Below are 21,658 nucleotides of genomic sequence, written 5' to 3'. Positions count from 1 at the left end.
ATGCGCGCGCCGACGCCGACCGCCGCCGCCGAGCTCGCGGTGCCGGTGCGCGCCGACCTGCTCGCCCAGGTGCGCCAGATGGGCCATCGCGCCGAGCGCTGCGCCGCCCGCACCGTCGAGCGCGCCGGCGAGCGGCTCGAGGCCCTGCTTCGCCACTGGCCGGAGCGCGAGGAACTGCTCGCCCCCCAGCAGCAGCGGCTCGACGATCTGGCCGAGCGCCTGCCCCGCGCCTTGCGCCAGCGGCTCGACCGCGCCCGCGCCGAGCTCGCCCGCGACGCCGGCGCGCTCCGCCCGCAGCTTCTCAACAACGCCCTCGCGCGGGCCCGCGAGCGGCTGGCGACCACGTGGCGCATGGCCGAGCTCGTCCATCCCGAACGGCCGCTTCAGCGCGGCTTCGCCAGGATCGAGAGCGGCGACGGCCGCACGCTGACCAGCGCCGCCGCCGCGCGCGCCGCCGGCCGGCTCAACATTCATTTCGCGGATGGCGCCGTGCCGGCTTTCGTCGAGGGCGCGGTTGAGCCTAGGCGGCCGAGCCGCCATATGAAGGAGCAACCGGGGCAGCCCAAGCTGCTCTGAGGAGACAAGACCAATGCTCATGTCGAACCGCGGCCGCCCGGCGCGGCTTCACTATCTCCCCGGCACCTATCGCGTGCTGAGCGCCGGCGACCATGTCGTGTGCGCCGTCACCAAGCAGGCGATCCCGCTCGGCGAGCTCAAATATTGGAGCGCTGAGCGCCAGGAGGCCTATGTCAACGCCGAGGCGGTGATGAAGGCCGAGGGCCTGTCCTGAGCATTGCCGCCAGCTTGGGGTGAAAGGGAGGAAATGGAGGCGAGCGAGGCGGACACGATGATGCGCGAGGCGCTTCAGGCGCGGCGCGCGGGCCGCGCCAGCGAAGCGCGCGCGATGTTCGAGGCGATCATCGATCGAAATCCCGATAATGCAGCGGCGCTGAACTCGCTCGGTCTCCTGCTGCTCGAGAGTGGCCAGGCGGGCGAGGCGATCGCGCGGTTCAGCCGGGCGACGGAGGTCGACCCGAAGGCGGCGCCGCTCTGGCTCAACCTGGCCGAGGCCTGTCGCGCCGCCGGCCGCGTCGACGAGGAGATTGGCGCGCTCGACCGCGCGCTTGCGATCGATCCCTATCTGCTGCCGGCCATGCTCAAGAAGGCGCAGGCGCTGGAGCGCGCCGATCGGCCGGACGAGAGCGCCGCCGCCTATCGCAACCTCCTCGCCGCGTCGCCCGATACGCCGGCCCTGCCGGAGGCGATCCGCAGCGCTCTGGCGCACGGGCGCGAGGTCGTGCGCGCCGCTGGCGAACGCCGCGCGGCTCAGCTCGAGGCGCCGCTGCGCCAGGTCTACGAAGCCTATGCGGATTCCGATCTTCACCGCGTCCGGGCCTATGCCGACCACAGCACCGGCCGCCGCAAAATCTACCAGCCGAAGCCGACCGGCGGTCATTTCCCCTTCATTCCCGCGCCCGAATATTTCGATCGCAGCCTCTTCCCCTGGTTCGACCGGCTGGAGGCGGCGACCGATCTCATTCGCGGCGAGCTGCTGTCGATCTGGGCCGAGGACGAGGCCGGCTTCCAGCCCTATGTCGCCTTCGATCCGACGCAGCCCGTCAACCAATGGGTCGAGCTAAACCACAGCCCCCGCTGGAGCGCCTGGTTCTTCTGGCGGGACGGCGTGCGTCAGGACGCGCATTGCGCGCGCTGCCCGGAGACGGCCGCGCTACTGGACTCGCTGCCGCTCATCGACATTCCGGGCAAGGCGCCATCGGTGATGTTCTCGATCTTGGCGCCGAAGACTCGCATTCCGGCCCATCATGGCACCACCAATGTGCGCGTGACCGTCCACCTGCCTCTGGTCGTGCCGGCAGGCTGCGGCTTCCGGGTCGGAGGGGAGACTCGGGAGTGGCGCGAGGGCGAAGCCTGGGCGTTCGACGACACGATCGAGCACGAGGCGTGGAACGACAGCGATCGTCCGCGCGCCATATTGATCCTCGACGCCTGGAACCCTTTCCTGACGGAGGCCGAGCGCGCCGCGGTCCGGGTGATCGGCTGAGCGCGCCTACTGGTCGCGGCGCACCCTGATCGCGATCTGGCGGTTCACGTTGGCGAGGAAGGAGCCGGCTGCGGCGCGGCGGATCCGGATCGGCTGTCCCACGCGCGGCTCGGCCGAGAGTTCGCGGCTGTCGATCTGGCGCCAGCGGGCGCCGTCCTCGAGCGTGAAGCGATACTTGCCATAAGCGTCCTGGCTCACGGCGCGGATCGTTCCATTGATCTCGCTGACCCCCTCGTCGCCGTCATCGCCGCCGAAGACGTTCAGGTCGGGCAAGACCAGGCCGAACAGCGACCGGCGGGTACGCTGGATCTGCTGCCGCTCGACCACCCGGATCTCGCGCGACGTCTCGGCAGCCGCCAGCGCCGCCACTTCCCGGTCGTAACAGGCGAGCCGCTCCTGCGGATCGGCGACCGCGCGGCACGCGACGGCCCGCTGGAAGGCCGGGGGCGGTGACTCCGCGTTCGGCGGCTGGGCGACGGCCGGCGCGGCGAGGATCGCGGCGAGCGGGATGACGACGAGGCGCGGCGGCATGGCTGCTCCCTTGAACCGGGTTGATTATTCGCAGGTTAGCGGCTGTCCGCGCCTGCGCAAGCGGGTCGCGCCGGCCACAGTCAGCCTTTGAACCGTGTACCGGCTCATGTGACTTTTTTACTACAGCCGGCGACAAAGACGGAGGAAGCGGGGGCGCGCCATTGCTTGGCTTTCCGCTGATCTCCTAAACAGGGCGCGTGTAGCTCGTGAAGTCGCTTCGCATGCGCGCACTTGCCTTTCGGCCGCGATCGTCGGCCGAGGGGGTGGGAATGCGGTTCGCCGCGTGAATGAAAGGGGATCAATATAATGGCTTCCAACCTCCGTCTGCGTCTGCTGACGTCGACCTTTGCTGTGGGCGCCGCTCTGGCTGCTGTCCCGGCTTATGCTCAGGACGATCAGCCGGAATCGCCGGTTCAGACGTCGCAGGATCCCACCGCTGGCCAACAAGACGACGATCTTGTGGTCGTCACCGGCTCGCGCATCGCGTCGCGCCGCGATCTGACCTCCACCAGCCCGCTGGCGGTGGTGCAGGACGAAGAATTCACCCTTTCGGGCTCGGTCAACGTCGAGCAGGTGATCAACACGCTCCCGCAGGTCATCCCCGGAGCGACCGCCTTCTCGAACAATCCGGGCGGCGGCGTCGCCACCCTGAACCTGCGCGGCCTCGGCTCGCAGCGTAACCTCGTGCTGGTCAACGGCCGGCGCTACATCTTCTTCGACACCAACCAGGTGGTCGATCTCAACACGATCCCGCAGTTCCTGATCGACAGCGTCGACGTCGTCACCGGCGGCGCCTCGGCGGTCTACGGTTCCGACGCGCTTGCCGGCGTCGTCAACTTCCGCCTGCGGACCGATCTCGACGGCATCATCCTCGGCGGCCAGTACAGCATCACCGAGGAAGGCGACGGCCGCCGTTACAACGGCTATGTGGCGCTGGGCAGCCAGTTCGCCGACGGCCGCGGCCATGTCGCGGTCTATGCCGAATATTACAATCGCGGCGACATCTTCCAGGGCGACCGCGACTTCTCGCGCAACGCGCTCGGCGACGGCGCCGGCACGACCGGCCAGACGGCGGCGTGGGGCGAGCCCGTTCCGGGCCTCATCCCGCTCGGCTCGGCCGGCGTTCCCCAGGGCCGCTTCGTCGCCGTCGGTGGACCCTCGGTCGGCGCGGGCACCAACTATTCCGGCCTCGGCGCCTTCTTCCAGGCGCCCGGCACGAGCATTCCCTATTGCGGCGGCCCGTGCAGCTACAACTACGCTCCGGCCAACTATCTGATGGTGCCGCAGGAGCGTTGGACGCTCGGCGGCTACGCCGAATATGAGGTGGCGGAGGGCATCAACGCCTATGCCGAGGTCACCTTCATCAACAACCGCGTCCAGAACGAGCTGGCGGCCACCCCGATCACCCAGAACGTGGACTACAGCCTCGCGGCGATCGATCCGTTCGTGAGCGATGCCGACATTGCCCAGATGCGGCTGATCGCTGCGCGGCAGCAGCAGGCGATCAATACCGGCTCGACGGCGTTCGGACCGATCACCGCGGGGGCGTCGACGTTCCCGGCGCTGGCGACGGGCTGCGACGATCCCGACGGCGCCGGTCCGCTTCTCGCCGATCCGGCCACCTGCGATACGGTCCGGCTCCAGACGAATACCCGCACGACGGGCATTTCGTCGCGCAACGTGTCCGACGATCGCAATGCGTTCCGCGTCCTCGTCGGCATGCGTGGCGATCTCACCGACAACCTGACCTACGACCTCTATTATTCCTATGCCCGCACGCGGAACGCGTCGGTCCAGTTCGGCAACGTCTCGCGGTCGGCGTTCACGCGGCTCGCGGCGAACGGCACCTGCAACGTCTTCGGCGCGGACCTGCTGAGCCAGGATTGCGTCGACCAAATCTCGATCCTGGCCCAAAACCAGGACATTTCTGAGCTGCAGGTGGCGCAGGCGTCGGTCTCCGGTTCGCTGTTCCAGATCCCCTGGTCGACCGACCCGGTGGCCTTCGCGGCCGGCGTCGAATGGCGCAACATGCTCGGCCAGTTCATTCCGGACACCGCGCTGTCGTCGGGCGACGTCGTCGGCTTCAACGCCGGCCAGCCGACCCAGGGCGCATATAGCGCCAAGGAGGCGTTCGCCGAGCTTCGCATCCCGATCATCCAGGACGGGTTCATCGACCGGCTCGAGCTGAATGGCGCGGCCCGCTACTCCGACTATTCGCTCGACAATGTCGGCGGTGTGTGGACCTACGCGGCCGGCGCCGAATTTGCCCCGATCCGCGACATCACGTTCCGCGGCCAGTACCAGCGGGCGATCCGCGCGCCGAACGTCCAGGAGCTGTTCGGCGGCCAGCAGGTCGGCTTCCCGCCGGCGACCGATCCGTGCGCCCTGCCCTCGGCGGCGACCAACCCGACGATCCGGGATGTCTGCATCGCCACCGGCGTGCCCGCGGGCAGCGTCGGTTCCCCGGCCCTGCAGCCCAACTCCCAGATCCAGGGTTCGTTCGGCGGCAATCCCAACCTGCAGGAAGAGGTCGCGGATACCTGGACGGCCGGCGTGGTCCTCCGCCCGCGGTTCATCCCGCGGCTCAACATCACTGTCGACTATTATGACATCCAGATCGACAGTGCGATCGCGGCGGCCGGCGGCGGCGTGAACAACATCCTGAACCTGTGCTACAACGTCATTCAGGATGCCAGCAGCTCGCTCTGCCAGCTGATCAACCGCGATCCGATCGGCGTCATTTCGGGTCCCCCGTTCGTGGTCAACGCGAACAACGCCAACCTGGCGTCGTTCACGACCGAAGGCATCGACTTCCAGGTCGACTACAACATGCCGCTCGGGTTCAGCCTGATGGGTGCCGGTGAGTCGCGGCTGAGCTTCTTCTTCCTCGCCAACTACTCGTGGGAGAACAACTTCACGCCGCTGGTCGATCTGCCCGACGACGTGGTCGAGTGCTCGGGCCGGTTCGGCCTCAACTGCGGCAACCCGACGCCGGAGTGGAAGTGGTCGAGCCGCCTGTCCTTCGTCGACGGCCCCTTCACTGCCAGCCTGCGCTGGCGGCACCTTGGGGAGGTCAACGACGACGATGACTCGACCGACTTCATCGTCGAGCGGATCAGCGCGTACGACCTGTTCGACCTGTCCTTCGCGTTCGCCGTGGACGACAACCTCACGCTGAACATGGGCATCAACAACATGTTCGATAAGTTGCCGCCCATCGTCGGCGACAACCAGGAGCAGGCGAACACCTATCCGGGCAGCTACGATGTCATCGGACGGGACTTCTTCATCTCGGCGAACCTGCGCTTCTAACCAAAGCCAGTCGCAAAAATCGGGGACGGCGGGTCAAACCGCCGTCCCTTTTTTTGTCCGCCGCTCAAGCGCATGGAGCTGCGGTCCGACCAAATCCGCGGGAGTCCGGCATGACGCTGCTCGACGAGCTTAGGGGCCTTTTCTCCGCGGGGAAGGAACAGGATGCCGAGCTGGCGCTGCGGCGGGCGGCAAGCGCAGGCGACGGCGAAACCTTGTTCGCAGTGGCCAATTGGCGGCTGTTCGGCCTTCACGGACGTCGCGATCTCGGCCAGGCTCACCGGCTGCTGGAGCAGTCGGCCGATTGCGGGAATATCGAGGCGGTGCGGCTGCGGGCGACGCTGATCGGCAATGGCACTGGCTGCCCGAGCGATCCGGACACGGCAGCCGCGATCCTGGCCGGAATTCGGGCCAGGGACGCCTATGCGGAGCTTCAGCTCGGCTTCGCGGAGAAGATGCGTCCGGACGCCGAAGTCGCGGCGCTCCCGGTCGAGAGGCTTTCGGATTCACCCTCGATCCGGGCGGTGAGAGGGTTTCTCTCGCCCGAGGAATGCGATTACGTCATCACTCTTTCAGCACCGCATCTCCAGCCGTCATTCGTCATCGACCCCCAATCCGGCCGGCGCATTCCCCACCCGGTACGCACATCGAGCGGCATGAGCTTCGGGCCCACCCAGGAAGATCATGTCATCCACAAGATCAATCGAAGGATCGCGCGCGTAACCGGGACTCGCGTCAGCTGGGGGGAGCCTCTTCACATCCTGAGCTATGCCCCCGGGCAGGAATATCGGCCTCACGTCGATTCGCTGCCTGGCGTGACCAACCAGCGCCACTGGACGGTGCTGATCTATCTTAACGACGGCTATGTCGGCGGCGAGACCCGCTTCGATTCCGCAGGCATTACCTTTGCCGGCCGTGCCGGCGATGCCCTCATCTTCCGCAACGTCGACGAGGAGGGGCGGCCCGACCTCGACAGCCGCCACGCCGGTCTCCCGGTCATGGCCGGTACCAAATGGCTGGCAACGCGGTGGATCCGGCAGCGCGACTATCACCCCTGGGCCGTGACCTGACAACGGGCAGGGCGCCCGATCCGGAGGATCAGGGCTTGGCGGGCGAACGTCCGGCGATCACCCAGGCGAAGGGCCGCCGGGAATCGGGATCATCGAGCGTCGCGGGCGCATCGACCGCAAGTCCGGCATCGGTCAGGGCCGCGGCAAGCCCGGTGACCCCGACCGTGTCGAGTGCCGCCGCTTCGAGCGCGGCGATCCTGGCGAGCTCGTGCTCCGCCTTGGCCGCGAGCACGGACAGCGCGTTGACGGTCTGCTCCGGCGGTCCCCGCCGCCCGAGTTCGAGCGACTGCAGGATGGCGGTGACGAACTCCGCAGCCACCGGCTGGCCTGGGAACGCGGCGCGGGCCTCGTTCGGAGCGGCGCGGAAGAGCGGAGGAATGGGGAGCCCCGAGGACGAGCCCAGCCGGGCGAACTGGTTCGCTCGCGTAAGATAGCCGCTGTCTCGCGCCGCCCAGCGCAGCGCTACCGCCCTGGCGCGGTTGTGCCCGAGCACGGGGCTCGAATGGTTGTGGACGACCAGCTGGAAGCGGCCGCCTCCGCCAAGAACCCGCGCCAGCTCGGCCACCGACCGCTGCTGGTCGGCATATTCGATGCCGAACTGGCTCGTGACCGCGTCGAAGCTGCCGTCCGCGAACGGCAGCGCCTCGATCGACACCCCCGACTTGAGCTTGACCCCCCGCGGCGCCGGCGGCAGCGCGGCCGCATAGTCGACGCCGGTCAGCTTCAGGTCGGGCCTCGCGCCCGCCATCCGCGCGAGGACCGTGCCATCGCCGGTCGCGAGGTCGAGCACTCTCGCGCCTTTGCGCAGCGTCCCGGCAAAGTCCCGCCACGCCGCACGCAGCGCCCGGTCGATGCCCGGCGCGTCGGGAAGGCAGGCCTGCGACGCCCGGCCGGCGTCGGTCCAGAAGCTCGTCCAGGCCTGGCGGGGATCGGTCACGCCTTCGCCGCCACGACGTCGAAGGCGACCGTCAGCCGCTCGCCGCCGGCGAACGGGCGGGTCCCGTGGAAGAGATAGCTCGGGAACAGCGCAAGCCGCCCCGGTCGCGGTTCGATCGAGGCAAGCGGCTCGAGTCCGAGGGACAGCTGTTCCGGAGGCCGTCCCAGCTCGAGCCAGCCGTCGCGCGTGTCGCCAGCGCCAAGCGAGGGCGGCAGGCTGATGTAGCAGGCGGAGCTCAGCACGCCTTCGGGATGGACATGGTTGACGTGGAATCCTTGCGACGTGAGCCGGACCGACCAGCTCCCCTCGATCGTCATCGTCGAGTCCCGATGTCGCAGAAGGGGATGGTCGCTGTCGCGCGGCGGCAGCACCTCGACGTGCGACCGAACGGCGGCGAAGATCGCGTCGTGCAACCGGGCAATTTCGGGCTCGTGTCGCCAAAACAGCCGCCCGCGCGTCTGGGTGCCGCCGCGCAGCGACTGTCCGATCGGATGAGCCCGGGTGCGGTGGAGACCGCGAAGCAGGTCGGCGACGGCGGTCAGTTCCGCCGACGACAGGCCGATGTCGCCGGTCCCGTAGAGGCCCGGCTGGCCGGACAGCCACTCGTGGCGCGGGTCGCCGATGAGCCGCCAGGCGAGGTCGAGATGCGCCCAGCCATTCACCGAAGCGGGATCGGCAGCGGTCACCTTTTCGAGAAATCGCGCCGCCTGGGCCGCGTCGCCCGCGCGCAGCGCGATCCGTCCGCGTGCGAACCAGAGGTCCGGACCATCGAGCTGACCGGCCGTTTCATCAAGCAAGGCAAGCGCAGCGCGGGCGTCGCCGGCCTCGCTGGTGAAGATGGCCTCCATCAGGCGCATTTCCGGCTCATCCGCAATATGGCCGCGGGCGCTCCGAAGGGCTGCCAACGCCTCGGCATAGCGTTCGCCGCGGGCAAGGCTGTGCCAGTGGGAATAGTGGAGCGCCCGGTCCTGGGGCCGGCGCTCGATCGCGTGCTGATAATGACTGGCGAAAGTGTCGCCCTCGCCAGCCTCCGACCGCATCCGCGCCAGCACCTCATGACCGACGGTCCAGCCGGGATTGCGCTCGACGGCGTCGGCCAGGATGGTGAGCCCGAGCGAATTGCCCTCCGCCTCGAGCGCCTCAGCCATGCCGAGCGACAGCTCGGGATCGTGCGGACGTTGCTCCAACGCCCGGCGATAAAGATCCGAGGCGCCTGCTTCCCCTCGCTCCATTGCGATCCGGGCGCGCCCATGGAGCGCGTTGACCCCGGACGGGTCGGCCTGGAGGGCGGCATCATATGCCTCGGCCGCCTCGCCCGCACGACCCAGCAGCTTCAGAATGCCGGCGCGGGCGGTAAGGGCCCGTGCGTCGGCCGGTCCGGCGGACAGGATCGCGTCGAGGTCGGCAAGCGCCTCATCGAGCCGGCCGAGCTTCTGGAGAACCAGGACTCGGTTGTAGCGTGCCTCCCGGAAGCCGGGATTGAGCGCAAGAGCGCGGCCATATTGCGCCAGCGCTTCGTCGAACGCGCCGAGCTCCTGCAGCAGGTTCGCGTAGTTGCCGGCGATCTGGGGATCGTTCGGGGCCAGGGCCGCGGCCCGCTGGAATGCCGCTCGCGCCGCCTCGGCATTGCGGCCTTTCTTCTCGACGAGCGCGAGCAGGTGAAGCACGGTCGGATGGTCTCCGACGGCGCGCCCAAGCTCCCTCAGGTCCTGTCGTGCTGCGTCGATGCGTCCGTTGAGGAACGCCTGCTCGGCGCGCGCGAAGAGGCTGTTGACGGCATTGGGGTCCATCGGCCGATCGCGGGCTCCACCCATCATCGCGCGTTCAGAAATTCCGGAACCAGCCGGTGATGGCATATCGCCCGATCGGTGCGAACGGGGGGACAAACGTCACGTTATGCTTCTGCGGCACCGCGAACAGGTTGAGCGCGTTGAACCGTGGCTTGAAGCCCTGCACCACGTCGCCCTCCTCGTCGTAGAAGTTGAGGTAGCCTCCCCATTCGGGCCGCCAGTCCTCCGCGCACATGTTGAGCACATAGGCGACCCGCCAGCCCTCGGCGACATGGCTGTCGTCGTGCAGCGCCAGGAACTGGTTGGGGGCGTACAGAGTGGCCTGGGCATCGGCCTTGACGAGGTCGGTCATGCCGGTGACCTCGCGCACGAAGGCCATGAACGGGGCATCGTTGATGAGCTCGACGATGGCCTCGTGCGGGCCGCCGGGCGCCCAACCCTCCAGATAGGCGTGGACCATCGGATATTGCGCATAGAGAAAGCCATAGTCCCGGCCCCGCAGCGCGGCGCCCAGCTTCTCCTGCAGCGCTGCCATCTCCTCGCGCGGCATCGTCTTCAGCTTCGGCTGCGGCACGTTGTGCGGTCCGTCGGGTCCCGCATGCCAGGCGATTCCCCAGGGAGTCTGGCGTGCAAGGATCGCGTGGACGTTTCGCGCCGATTCCTCGGTCAAAACGTCGCGAATCTGGACCCTTCGCTCCGCGGCAAAGCGGCGCGCCAGTGCCTTGCGGTCGAGATTCGGGTTGATGTCGAGGAGGCGAATTTCGTCGGCCATGGATTGCGGCACTTCTCACATAAGCGCGCGCCATTACAAGGGCGGCCCTGATGGATTGGCAAGGCAGGTTGCGGCTCGGCGGGGGCCATGATGTCGACGCGCTGGCGACGAGGTTCGCCGCGCAGGGCTGGTTGCATATCCCGGACTTCCTTGCCGGCGATTCGGCGAACGCGCTTCACCAGGAGCTGCGCGGCCGCGGCGACTGGCGCCAGGTGCTCACGACCAGCAGAGGCTATGTCGAGCTGGACCGGCCGACCCGCGCCGCGATGGCCGCGGAGCAGGCGCGCGCGCTCGACGACGCCGTCTACGCGCAGGCGCGAACCGGTTTTCAATATCGCTACGAGACGATCCGCGTGCCGGACGCTCCAGCCGAGCGCGCCGCGTCGGACGACCCGCTGGCCGCATTCGCAACCTGGCTGTCGGGAGGAGAGGCCCGGGACTTCCTCCGTGTCGTCACAGGCGCGGCCGACATCGCCTTCGCCGACGCGCAGGCGACGGCCTATTCGCCGGGCGACTTCCTTACCGGCCATGACGATCGAATTGCCGGCAAGGGCCGCCGCGCCGCCTACGTCCTCAGCCTGACGCCGCAATGGCGGCTCGAATGGGGAGGGCTTCTGCTGTTCCACGGCGCCGACGGCCATATCGACCATGGCCTTGTCCCCGCCTTCAACAGCCTCAACCTGTTCGCCGTCCCGGCGATGCACAGCGTCAGCGAAGTGAGCCGGGCGGCCGCGTATCGACGCTATTCGATCACTGGCTGGCTGCGCAGCGGCGACGCCTGACCTGCCCGCCCGTCGTCCGGAATATCGAAACCGCGTCTGCTCTTCGTCGAAACCAGAGGGCGTTTCGTCGATCCGACGCGCGCCAATGCCGTATTGCTGCCCTAATCGGGTAACACGGCGAGTCAGGGTGTGAAAAAACGTGTCCCGATGAATCCCGATCTCCGCGCGGTCCTGGCCGACCCGCGCTATTTCCTCCACCGGATCGATCCGGTCCTTGGTCGGGTTACCTTCATCCCGACGACGGCGCAGAGACTCGCGCGACCCAGCTTCATCGATGGGCGGTCCGATTTCGCCACCGGCGCGCCGGTCGACTTTCCGCTCGACGAGGCGGTCGCCCAGACGGGAATCGGCGAGCCGCCCGGGAGCCCCGGACGCTTCATCTTCCATGTATCCTTCTGCGGATCGACGTTGCTCTCGCGAATGCTGGAGCTGCCAGGGTCGGCATTCGTGCTCAAGGAGCCCAATTGCCTGGTCGATCTTGCCGACTGGAAGCGGCGGGCCGGGCCGGCCGGCGATCCGCGGCTCGGTCCGGCGCTCAGCCTCGCTCAGGCCTGTCTCGGCCGCCGCTGGGCAGCCGTTGAGCCGATCATCGTCAAGCCGTCCAACTGGGCGAACACCCTGCTCGACGAGCTGACCGCCGATCCCGCGTCGGTGCAACCGCTCTTCATCACCATGGAGCGGCGGCCGTTCCTCGTGGCGGTGCTGCGTGGCGGCCGCGACCGTCTCGCATTCACGGCCCGTGCCGCCCAGCATTTCGCCTCGACCAAGGCAGCGCAGAAGTTGGTGCGAGAAGCGGTCGCCGCCGCCTCCGACCCGCTGGGCCGCGCGGCCAATCTCGCCTTGCTCGCCCTCCATCTTCAGCTCGATTTGTTCGCTTCAGTCATACGCCGGGCGGGCTGGGACGGCCGCTGCGTCGCCGACTCCGGGACGATCACCGCCCGGCCCGCCGAAGCGGCCCTGCTGGCCAATGCCATCCTCGCCCTCGGCATCGCGCCGTCGCGGCTCGCCGGCCATGCCGCGACGCGGGCGATGGAGAACGCCAAGGGTCCCGGGCGCAGCTTCCTGCTGGAAACGCGTCAGGCCGAGGACGCGGATATCGAGCGCTACCACGGCACGCTCATCTCCTCGTCGCTTCGCTGGGCCGAGCGGACCCTGGGCGCGCATCAACGGCTTGGCGGGGCCGGGGCGCTGCCCGCCGCCGGCTGACGCGACCCGCTCAGGCGGGCTTCTCCAGGCTCGGGCTCAGGACCAGCTTGCCGTCGCCCTCGTCGACCTTGACCCTTTGGCCGTCGCGGATCTCTCCGCGAAGCAACGCGTCCGCGAGCGGGTCCTGCAGATATTTCTGAACGGCGCGCTTGAGCGGTCGAGCGCCATAGACGGGGTCGTAGCCGACCCGTCCAAGCCAGGCGCGGGCAACGTCGCTGAGGTCGAGGCTGATCTTGCGGTCGGCGAGTAGTTTCCCGAGCCGCTCGACCTGGATGTCGACGATCGGGCCCATATGCTCGGCGCCGAGGCGGTGGAACAGGATGATCTCGTCCAGCCGGTTGAGGAATTCCGGCCGGAAATGCGCGCGCACCACCTCCATCACCTGCGGCTCGACCTTGCCGACATCCTCGTCGTCGGTGAGGCTGGTGAGGTACTGGCTGCCGAGGTTCGAGGTCAGGATGATGATCGTGTTGGTGAAGTCGACGGTGCGGCCCTGGCCGTCCGTCAGCCGGCCGTCGTCGAGCACCTGCAAGAGGATGTTGAAGACGTCGCCATGGGCCTTCTCGACCTCGTCGAACAGTACGACCTGGTAGGGCCGCCGCCGCACCGCCTCGGTCAGCACGCCGCCTTCCTCATAGCCGACATAGCCGGGAGGGGCGCCGATCAGGCGCGCGACGCTGTGCTTCTCCATGAACTCCGACATGTCGATACGGACCATCGCGTGCGAGTCGTCGAACAGGAAGTCGGCGAGCGCCTTGGTGAGCTCGGTCTTGCCGACGCCGGTCGGGCCCAGGAACAGGAACGAGCCCATCGGCCTATTGGGGTCCTGGAGGCCGGCGCGGGCACGGCGAATGGCGCGGCTGACGGCCTCGACCGCGGCCGCCTGGCCGATTACGCGCTTGCCGATCTGCGCCTCCATCTGGAGAAGCTTGTCGCGCTCTCCCGCCACCATCCGTTCCATCGGAATGCCGGTCCAGCGGGCAACGACGCCGGCAATGTCTTCCGACGTGACTTCCTCGCGCAGCATCACCCCTTCGCTGGCGGCCGCGGCGTCGGCGAGCTGCTTCTCGAGCGCCGGGATGCGCCCGTATTGGAGCTCACCGGCCTTCGCGAGATCGCCGCCGCGCTGCGCCTGCTCAAGCTCCAGACGCGCCTGGTCAAGCTGCTCCTTGATCTTGGATTCGCCGGCGATCTTGTCCTTCTCGGCCTGCCACCGTTGGGTCAGTTCGGCCGACTGCTCCTCGAGCGCGGCCAGCTCCGCCTCGAGCGCTTCTAGCCGGTCGCGCGAGGCCTGGTCGCTTTCCCGCTTCAGCGCCTCGCGCTCGATCTTGAGCTGGATGATCCGGCGGTCGAGAGTCTCGATCTCCTCGGGCTTCGACTCCACCTCCATGCGCAGCCGCGACGCGGCCTCGTCCATCAGGTCGATCGCCTTGTCCGGAAGGAAGCGGTCGGTGATGTAGCGGTTGGAGAGCGTCGCCGCCGAGACGATCGCCCCATCGGTGATCCTTACGCCGTGATGGAGCTCATATTTCTCCTTGAGCCCGCGCAAAATCGAGATCGTGTCCTCGACCGTCGGCTCGCCCACGAACACCGGCTGGAAGCGCCGCTGAAGGGCCGGGTCCTTCTCGACATATTTGCGATATTCATCGAGCGTGGTCGCGCCGATGCAGTGAAGCTCGCCGCGCGCCAGCGCCGGCTTGAGGAGGTTGCCGGCATCCATCGCGCCTTCCGATTTGCCTGCGCCGATCAGCGTGTGCATCTCGTCGATGAACAGGATGATGTCGCCCTCGGCCTGGCGGACCTCGTCGAGCACGCCCTTCAGCCGCTCCTCGAACTCGCCGCGATATTTCGCGCCGGCGATCAGGCTGCCCATGTCGAGCGCCATCAGGCGGCGGTCCTTGAGGCTGTCCGGCACGTCGCCATTGGCGATGCGCAGCGCGAGCCCTTCCGCGATCGCCGTCTTGCCGACGCCGGGGTCGCCGATCAGCACCGGATTGTTCTTGGTGCGGCGGGCGAGGATCTGGACGGTTCGGCGGATCTCCTCGTCGCGGCCGATGACCGGGTCGAGCTTGCCCTCGCGCGCGGCTTCGGTGAGGTCGCGAGCGAATTTCTTGAGGGCGTCGTAGCGGTCCTCCGCGGACTGGGTGTCGGCGGTGCGGCCGCCGCGCAGCTCGTTGATCGCATTGTTGAGGGCTTCCGGCTTCACGCCGGCCTCGGCCAGCGCCTTCCCCGCCGCGGTGGTGGTGGCGAGGGTGAGCGCGAGCAGCAGCCGCTCGACCGTCACATAGGAATCGCCGGCCTTCTGGGCGATCTGCTCGGCCTGGTCGAGGACTCGCAGAGTCTCGGCGTCGAGCCCGGCGGGCGTCGAGGCTCCGGTGCCGGTGACCGAAGGCTGGCGCGCCAGCTCCTCGTCGACTCGCCGCACCGCGACGCTCGCATTGCCGCCGGCGCGCGCGATCAGCCCCGCGGCCATGCCCTGGTCGTCCTCGAGGAGGGCCTTGAGCAGGTGCGTCGGCGTGATCCGCTGGTGGTTCATCCGGGTCGCAACGGTCTGCGCCGATTGCAGGAAGCCGCGTGCCCGGTCGGTGAATTTCTCGATGTTCATGACACCCCTTCCTAGCCTCGCATCGATGTAGTGTTGCCCTTGTGCAACACAAGAGCGGCCGCGCCATCGCCCGGAAAACCCGGAAAAAACCCGGTAGGCGTCTTGCCTTGGTCAAACACGACGTTAGTGTCTCGCCGGTCTAAATCATCGGAAAAATCGAGGATGCCGATGCGCCACACATTGTTACGGCTCGCCCTGGTTGCGGGTGTCACCTTCAGCGCTCCTTTCGCCAATGCCGAGGACGCCGCGTCGACCGCGACGGCCGCCGCCGTTCAGCCGGGCGCCGCCGGAGCGGCCACGCCGCAGGAGCTCGTGCGGCAGGTCCGCATCCCCTACGAGACCTTCACCCTCGACAACGGCCTGCGTGTCGTCGTCCATGAGGACCGCAAGGCCCCGGTCGTGGCGGTCAGCATCTGGTACAATGTCGGCTCCAAGGACGAGCCGGAAGGCCGCACCGGCTTCGCCCACCTGTTCGAGCACCTCATGTTCAACGGGTCCGAGAACGCCCCGGGCGAATATTTCGAATATACCCGCGCGATGGGTGCCACCGACCTCAACGGCACCACCTGGTTCGACCGCACCAACTATTTCCAGACCGTGCCGCGGCCGGCGCTTGAGCGCTCGCTGTTCCTCGAGGCGGACCGCATGGGCCACCTGCTCGGCGCCGTCACCCAGGAGAATCTCACCAATCAGATCGGCGTCGTCCAGAACGAGAAGCGCCAGGGCGATAACGAGCCGTTCGGTCTCGTCGAATATGCCCAGCTCGAGGCCCTGTTCCCCGAAGGCCATCCCTATCGCCATTCGACGATCGGCTCGATGGCCGATCTCAGCGCGGCGACCATGGACACCGTCCGTGAGTGGTTCCGCGACAATTACGGCCCGAACAATGCGGTGCTCGTGCTTGCCGGCGACATCAACGCCGCCGAGGCGCGGCCGCTGGTCGAGCGCTATTTCGGCGACATTCCGCGCGGCCCGGTCAACGAGCCGGCCCAGGCCAGCGTCCCGACGCTGCCGCGCCGAGTCGACCAGACCATGCGCGACCGAGTCGCCAACACGCGTCTCTATCGCGACTGGGTCGTCCCCGGCCTGCTCCACGAAGACATCGTGCCGCTCACCGTCGGCGCGATGATCCTCGGCGGCCTCGACAGCTCGCGCCTCGACAACCAACTCGTCCGCGAGGACCAGAATGCGGTCCGCGTCGCCTCCTTCGTCCAGGACTTCCACCGGGTCAGCATGTTCGAGGTCCAGGTCGACGTGAAGCCGGGCGAGGATGCCAATGCGGTGTCGCGCCAGCTCGACCAGATCATCACCGATTACGTGACTCGCGGCCCGACCGACGACGAGGTTCGCCGTGCGGTGATGCGCATCCTGTCGAGCCGCGTTCAGGGGCTCGAGCAGGTCGGCGGCTTCGGCGGCAAGGCCGTCGCGCTTGCCGAGGGCATGCTCTACGCCAATGATCCGAACTTCGTTCAGACCCGCCTCGAGCAGCTCGCCACCGTCACCCCGACCCAGGTCCGCGACGCGATGCGCCGCTGGCTGCGCCGTCCGGTCTATGCGCTCACGGTCGTTCCCGGCGAGCGCGAGGCCTATGAGGAGGCCCCGGGCGTCCGCAGCCGCACCGGCGGCGTCAACGTCACCACGCCGAGCCAGCGTCCGCGCTACTATCGCACGCCGCAGGCCGGCGAGCAGCCGCTGGCGCCAGTTCACTGGAACCAGCAGCAGCCGACCACGCAGCGTCCGCTGCCGCCGATCGGCACGCCGCCGACGCTCGACTTCCCGGATGTCGAGCGGGCGCGCCTGTCGAACGGCATCGAGGTGGTCTATGCGCGCCGCAACGTCGTTCCCGTGACCCGCATGGCGGTCGAGTTCGACGCCGGCACGGCCGCGGACCCGGCCAACCGGCTCGGCACCCAGGCGCTGATGCTCAACCTGCTCGAGGAAGGCACCACCCGCCTCAACTCCACCCAGCTGGCGGAAGCGCAAGAGCGGCTCGGCGCGACCATCTTCACCGGCGCCTCGCTCGACCGCACCACGGTCGGCCTGTCGGCACTGACTCCGAACCTCGCGCCCTCGCTCGACTTGCTCGCCGACGTCATTCGCAACCCCGCCTTCGCTCCGGCCGAGGTGAATCGGGTGCGTCAGCAGCAGCTCGCGCAGATCGCGTCCGAGCTGACCCAGCCGTCGGCGCTTGCCGCCCGCGCGCTTCCGGTCGTGCTGTTCGGCAACCAGCATCCCTATGGCAAGCCGGGCACCGGCACCGGCAGCGCAGAGGTCGTCTCGACGCTCACCCGCGACGAGCTGATCCGCTTCCACCAGAGCTGGATCCGGCCGGACAATGCCCGCATCTTCGTGGTCAGCGACCTGCCGCTTGCGCAACTTGTCCCGCAGCTCGAAAGCCGTCTCGGCAATTGGACGGCCCCTGCGGTTCCGCGCGGCGTGAAGACCTTCCCGCAACGCGGTCCGGAGACCCGCTCGCGAATCGTCCTCGTCGATCGTCCGCAGTCGCCCCAGAGCATCATCCTCGCGGGTCAGCTGCTCGACGTCGTCGGCACCGCCGACACGCTGGCGCTGAACGCCGCCAACCAGGTGCTGGGCGGCGACTTCCTCGCCCGCATCAACATGGAGCTGCGCGAGCGTCGCGGCTGGTCCTACGGCGCCCGCGGCTCCGTCGGCATGCGCGAGCATCAGTTGCCCTACGTCATCCAGGCGCCGGTCCAGTCCGACCGCACGGCTGACTCGATCCGGGCGATCCAGGAGCAGTTGCGGATGTTCTTCGGGGATCAGGGCGTGCAGCCCAACGAGCTGCAGCGCGTGATCGCCGGAAGCACCGGCACGCTCCCGGGCCAGTTCGAGACGTCGCCGGCCGTGCTCAGCGCGCTTCAGAGCAACGCCCTCTATCGTCGTCCCGACAATTATTGGGAGACGGTGGCGGACCGCTATCGCGCGATGACCGCGGAGCAGCTCGACCGCACCATCCGCGAGACCATCGATCCCGACGACTTCGTCTGGGTGGTGGTCGGCGACGCCGCGCGAGTCCGTCCGCAGCTCGAGACGCTAGGCATGCCGATCGAGGAGATGCGGCTCGCACCGGCGGCGCCGGTCCAGGCTGCGGCGCCGCGCCCGTCCGGCCAGCTGCCGGTGTGCAGCCGGACGGTCACCGACCGCTGCGTGCAGCGCGGCGGCCGGTAATCCGGACCCGAGAATGAGAAAGGCCGGGCCCCACCGCCCGGCCTTTTTCTTTGTCTCCAATCCGGGGGAACGCTCAGCCGATCAGGCGGGTGACGTGGCCCATCTTGCGGCCCGGGCGCGCCTCGCGCTTGCCGTAGAGGTGGAGGTGGGCGCTGTGGTCGGCGAGCAGATCGCACCAGCGCTCGACGTCGTCGCCGATCAGATTCTCCATTTCGACCCGCGGCACGACGAGGTCGGTCGCGCCCAGCGGCAGGCCGCAGATCGCGCGGACATGGTTCTCGAACTGCGAGGTCAGCGCCCCCTCGGTCGTCCAGTGGCCGCTATTGTGGACCCGCGGCGCCATCTCGTTGAACACCGCGCCCTCGGCATCGGCGAAGAACTCGATCGCCAGCACCCCGACATAATCGAGCGCTCCGGCGATCCGCTGCGCCAGTGCACGGCCCTCGGCCACCGCTTTCTCCACCTCGGGTCCGGCAGGCGCCTCGCTTCGACGCAGGATGCCGTCGACATGGATGTTGCGGGTCGCGTCCCAGAACATCGTCTCGCCGCCGCGACCGCGGCACAGCAGGATCGAGAACTCGGCCGCGAAGGAAACGAACCCCTCCAGCACCGCCGGGGCGCCGTGGATCGCACCCCAGGCGGCGTCGGCGTCGCCGGGCGCGGCGATCTTCGCCTGGCCCTTGCCGTCATAGCCGAAGCGCCGGGTCTTGAGGATCGCGGGGCAGCCGATCTCGGCGATGGCGCGGTCGAGGTCGGCTCGGCTGTCCACCGCCGCGAAGGGGGCGGGGCGTCCGCCCTGATCGCGCGCGAACTGCTTCTCGGTCAGCCGGTCCTGCGCCGTCTCCAGCGCCCGGCGCGGCGGGACCAAAGGCACCCGGTCGGCGATCGCGCTCAGGGGCCCGGCGGCGATATTCTCGAATTCGTAGGTGGCGACGTCGACGCTCTCGGCGAAGCGCGCCAGCGCCTCCTCGTCGTCATAGTCGCCGCGGGTGAAGTCGGCCGACACCTCGGCCGCGGGCGGCGCCGGGTCGGGCGCGTAAATGTGGGTGCGGTAGCCGAGCTGCGCCGCCGCCATCGCCAGCATCCGGCCGAGCTGGCCGCCGCCGACGATGCCGATGGTCGACCCCGGCCGGACGATCATTCCGGGCTTTCGGCGACGGCGTCCGTCTGCGCGCGCCGCCAGGCCGCGAGCCGCTCGCCAAGCTCGGGGTCGCTGACGGCGAGGATCGAGGCGGCAAGCAGGCCGGCATTGGCCGCGCCCGCCTTGCCGATCGCCAATGTCGCGACCGGAATGCCGGCGGGCATCTGGACGATCGACAGCAGACTGTCCAAGCCGGACAGCGCCTGGCTCTCGACCGGCACGCCGAGCACCGGAAGGGTCGTCATCGACGCCGCCATGCCGGGGAGGTGCGCCGCGCCGCCGGCGCCGGCGATGATCACCTTGAGGCCGCGCTCCGCCGCCCCGGTGGCATAGTCGTAGAGGCGCTGGGGGGTGCGGTGGGCCGACACCACGCGGACCTCGTGCGCGACGCCCAGAGTCGTCAGCATGTCGGCGGCGTGGCGCATCGTCTCCCAATCGGAGCGGCTGCCCATGATGATGCCGACGCGCGGCGTCTCTTCAGACATGCTTACCTGGCTGTGCGTGGAACCGAGCGGGCTTCTTATCGGCGCGATGCCGGACCTGCAACGACCAGCCGCTTTTCCCTCTCCTTAACCCTGTCGGGGTAGGGTTTGAGAACGCCGCTTCGCACGAGAGGGACTGACGTGAGCGCATTGGGCAACATTTCCGGCATTCCGGTGGAGGAACTGACGCCGGCCGTCCAGGCCGAGCTCGGCCGCCTCAGCGACGAGAATGCCCTGCTTCGCGCCTCGATGGCCGAGCTGCGCACGCGGCTCGAAGAGATGGAGCGCTTGTCCGAGAAGGACGCGCTCACCGGCCTGCCCAATCGCCCCGCTTTCATGCGCGCCATCGACCGCGTGGTGAGCCAGGCGAACCGTCACGGCACCCCGGGCGCGCTGCTCTATCTCGACATCGACGATCTGGAGGCGGTCAACGCGCGGCATGGCCAGGTCGCCGGCGACGCCGCGCTCATCCACGTCGCCAGGCTGGTCGGCGAGCTCGTCCGCGGCACCGACTTCGCGGCGCGGGTCGGCGGCGACGAATTCGCCATCGTGCTCGACCATCTCGACGCCGACAGCGCGATCGAGACCGCCGAACGGATCGGCCGCTGCATCGAGAGCAATCCGCTCGACCTCGGCGGCGGCACCTTGCCGCTCAAGGCGACGGTCGGGGTCGCGTCCATCCTGCGCGGCGACACGGTCGAGGACGTTTGCCGCCGCGGCGAACTCACCATGCGCAAGGCGAAATCCTTCTGACGCCTCAGTGGAAGTCGCGCGACTTCACCTTGATCCTCGGCTCCTGATCGCTCTCCCGTAGCGGCAGCGCCGGCCGCTTCGGCCCGTCGCGCGGGTCGCGGCCGCCCCCCTTGGCGCCGTCGGCGGGGCTGAAGCGGTGGGGGAACTGCATCCGCCCGACCGAATGGAGCAGGCCGCTCTGGTCCTCGAGCCGCTCGCCGATGACGTGGATAACGTCACCCTCGCGCTGCACCACACCCGTCACGCCGATCATCGGCGCCGCCATCACGATCGGCCGCTGCGCCTCGAACCGGTCCTTCCACAGGATGATGTTGGCGATTCCGGTCTCGTCCTCGATGGTGAGGAAGGTGACGTTGGTCGTTCCCGGCCTCTGGCGAATGAGGACGATTCCGGACAGTCTGATGCGGCGGCCGTCGCTGATCCGGCCGAGCGCCGAGCAGGGGACGATTCCGCGCCGCTCCAGCTCCGGCCGAAGGAAGGCGAGCGGGTGGGCGCGAAGCGACAGCTGCACCGAACGATAGTCCTCGACCACCTCGCGCCCGTCGGTCATCGAGTCGAGCGCGACCGCAGGCTCCGTTTCCTGCGCCTCGATGGCGGCGAACAAGGGCAGCACCTTCTCGCCGAGCCCGCGCACCCGCCACAAGGCCTGGCGCCGGTCGAGGCCAAGCGAGGCGAACGCGTCCGCCTCAGCGAGCCGCTCCAGCGCCGCCACCGGAACCCCCGAGCGCCGCCACACATCCTCGACCGACGCGAACCGCCGCTCCAGCCGCGCCGCGAGGATCTGCGCGGCATGGATGTTGGACAGCCCCTTCACCATCCGCATCCCGAGCCGCAGGGGGAGAAGCTTGTTCCTCCCCCAGCTTGCTGGGGGAGGGGGACCATCCGACGAAGGCGGATGGTGGAGGGGTAACCCGGCCGTGCGCTGCCCTACCCCTCCACCATGCTGCGCATGGTCCCCCTCGCCCAGCGAGCGGGCCGGAGGGGCGCACGGCCGGACTCCGGGCGCGCGGAGCGGGCGGGCGGGGCGGG

The 21,658-nt window shown here is 68.7% G+C and carries 17 protein-coding genes; 9 read left to right on the top strand and 8 right to left on the bottom strand.

The window, feature by feature from the left end; all coding sequences use genetic code 11:
* The 3 genes from G7B71_RS13755 to G7B71_RS13745 form a co-directional block, all read left to right on the top strand.
* The coding region (locus G7B71_RS13755) for an exodeoxyribonuclease VII large subunit (RefSeq protein ID WP_279338411.1) at positions 1-576 on the top strand (576 nt) is incomplete at its 5' end.
* Positions 577-589: 13 nt separating this feature from the next.
* The gene (locus tag G7B71_RS13750) at positions 590-790 is read left to right on the top strand and encodes a DUF2093 domain-containing protein (protein ID WP_166041853.1); all 201 of its coding nucleotides are present in this window, start codon (positions 590-592) and stop codon (positions 788-790) included.
* Between the two features lie 33 nt (positions 791-823).
* Positions 824-2,062, top strand: coding sequence for an aspartyl/asparaginyl beta-hydroxylase domain-containing protein (locus tag G7B71_RS13745; RefSeq protein WP_166041850.1), 1,239 nt, complete (start codon positions 824-826; stop codon positions 2,060-2,062).
* 6 nt (positions 2,063-2,068) lie between these two features.
* On the opposite strand, the gene G7B71_RS13740 is transcribed toward G7B71_RS13745, so the two are convergent.
* Positions 2,069-2,593, bottom strand: a complete 525-nt coding sequence (locus G7B71_RS13740) for a hypothetical protein (RefSeq protein ID WP_166041848.1) — start codon at positions 2,591-2,593, stop codon at positions 2,069-2,071.
* A gap of 306 nt (positions 2,594-2,899) precedes the next feature.
* Between G7B71_RS13740 and G7B71_RS13735 the strand changes: the two genes are divergently transcribed.
* Complete coding sequence (locus G7B71_RS13735; protein ID WP_166041846.1) at positions 2,900-5,905, top strand: TonB-dependent receptor; 3,006 nt, start codon at positions 2,900-2,902, stop codon at positions 5,903-5,905.
* A gap of 110 nt (positions 5,906-6,015) precedes the next feature.
* Entirely contained in the window at positions 6,016-6,972 is a 957-nt protein-coding gene (locus G7B71_RS13730; protein WP_166041843.1) for a 2OG-Fe(II) oxygenase, read from the top strand.
* Positions 6,973-7,000: 28 nt separating this feature from the next.
* Here the strand turns inward: G7B71_RS13730 and G7B71_RS13725 are convergent, their stop codons facing one another.
* Genes G7B71_RS13725 through G7B71_RS13715 form a run of 3 tightly spaced genes read right to left on the bottom strand, consistent with a single transcriptional unit; the run spans position 7,001 to position 10,471 of the window.
* Positions 7,001-7,909 (bottom strand): methyltransferase domain-containing protein, encoded by a 909-nt coding sequence (locus G7B71_RS13725; RefSeq protein ID WP_166041841.1) that lies wholly within the window; start codon positions 7,907-7,909, stop codon positions 7,001-7,003.
* Positions 7,906-9,723, bottom strand: a complete 1,818-nt coding sequence (locus tag G7B71_RS13720) for a tetratricopeptide repeat protein (RefSeq protein ID WP_166041839.1) — start codon at positions 9,721-9,723, stop codon at positions 7,906-7,908. The genes G7B71_RS13725 and G7B71_RS13720 overlap by 4 nt, the downstream gene beginning before the upstream one ends.
* A gap of 10 nt (positions 9,724-9,733) precedes the next feature.
* Complete coding sequence (locus G7B71_RS13715) at positions 9,734-10,471, bottom strand: 2OG-Fe(II) oxygenase family protein (RefSeq protein ID WP_166041837.1); 738 nt, start codon at positions 10,469-10,471, stop codon at positions 9,734-9,736.
* Between the two features lie 50 nt (positions 10,472-10,521).
* Here G7B71_RS13715 and G7B71_RS13710 point away from each other — a divergent pair, with 50 nt between their 5' ends.
* A complete protein-coding gene (locus G7B71_RS13710; protein WP_166041835.1) occupies positions 10,522-11,253 on the top strand; it encodes a 2OG-Fe(II) oxygenase family protein in 732 nt (243 codons plus the stop codon).
* 147 nt (positions 11,254-11,400) lie between these two features.
* On the top strand, positions 11,401-12,459 hold the full coding sequence (locus G7B71_RS13705; protein WP_166041833.1) for a hypothetical protein: 1,059 nt from the start codon (positions 11,401-11,403) through the stop codon (positions 12,457-12,459).
* A 10-nt stretch (positions 12,460-12,469) separates the two neighbouring features.
* On the opposite strand, the gene clpB is transcribed toward G7B71_RS13705, so the two are convergent.
* Positions 12,470-15,064: an ATP-dependent chaperone ClpB gene (clpB, locus tag G7B71_RS13700; RefSeq protein WP_166041831.1), complete on the bottom strand. Its 2,595-nt coding sequence runs from the start codon at positions 15,062-15,064 to the stop codon at positions 12,470-12,472.
* A gap of 168 nt (positions 15,065-15,232) precedes the next feature.
* Here clpB and G7B71_RS13695 point away from each other — a divergent pair, with 168 nt between their 5' ends.
* Positions 15,233-18,253, top strand: coding sequence for a pitrilysin family protein (locus tag G7B71_RS13695; RefSeq protein ID WP_166041829.1), 3,021 nt, complete (start codon positions 15,233-15,235; stop codon positions 18,251-18,253).
* 73 nt (positions 18,254-18,326) lie between these two features.
* Here the strand turns inward: G7B71_RS13695 and G7B71_RS13690 are convergent, their stop codons facing one another.
* Together G7B71_RS13690 and purE are read right to left on the bottom strand one after the other, a co-directional pair.
* A complete protein-coding gene (locus G7B71_RS13690; protein WP_166041827.1) occupies positions 18,327-19,394 on the bottom strand; it encodes a 5-(carboxyamino)imidazole ribonucleotide synthase in 1,068 nt (355 codons plus the stop codon).
* Complete coding sequence (gene purE / locus G7B71_RS13685) at positions 19,391-19,879, bottom strand: 5-(carboxyamino)imidazole ribonucleotide mutase (RefSeq protein WP_207774806.1); 489 nt, start codon at positions 19,877-19,879, stop codon at positions 19,391-19,393. The genes G7B71_RS13690 and purE overlap by 4 nt, the downstream gene beginning before the upstream one ends.
* A 138-nt stretch (positions 19,880-20,017) precedes the next feature.
* Here purE and G7B71_RS13680 point away from each other — a divergent pair, with 138 nt between their 5' ends.
* Positions 20,018-20,629 carry a GGDEF domain-containing protein gene (locus G7B71_RS13680; RefSeq protein WP_166041825.1) on the top strand — a complete coding sequence of 204 codons (612 nt, stop codon included), beginning with the start codon at positions 20,018-20,020 and terminating at the stop codon, positions 20,627-20,629.
* A gap of 4 nt (positions 20,630-20,633) precedes the next feature.
* On the opposite strand, the gene G7B71_RS13675 is transcribed toward G7B71_RS13680, so the two are convergent.
* The gene (locus G7B71_RS13675; RefSeq protein ID WP_279338410.1) at positions 20,634-21,452 is read right to left on the bottom strand and encodes a hypothetical protein; all 819 of its coding nucleotides are present in this window, start codon (positions 21,450-21,452) and stop codon (positions 20,634-20,636) included.
* Positions 21,453-21,658: the final 206 nt, after the last annotated feature.

Source organism: Sphingosinicella sp. YJ22 (assembly GCF_011320075.1).
Taxonomy (GTDB): Bacteria; Pseudomonadota; Alphaproteobacteria; order Sphingomonadales; family Sphingomonadaceae; genus Allosphingosinicella.
Note: the sequence above shows the minus strand (reverse complement) of the source record. Positions and strands in the feature narration are given on the sequence as shown.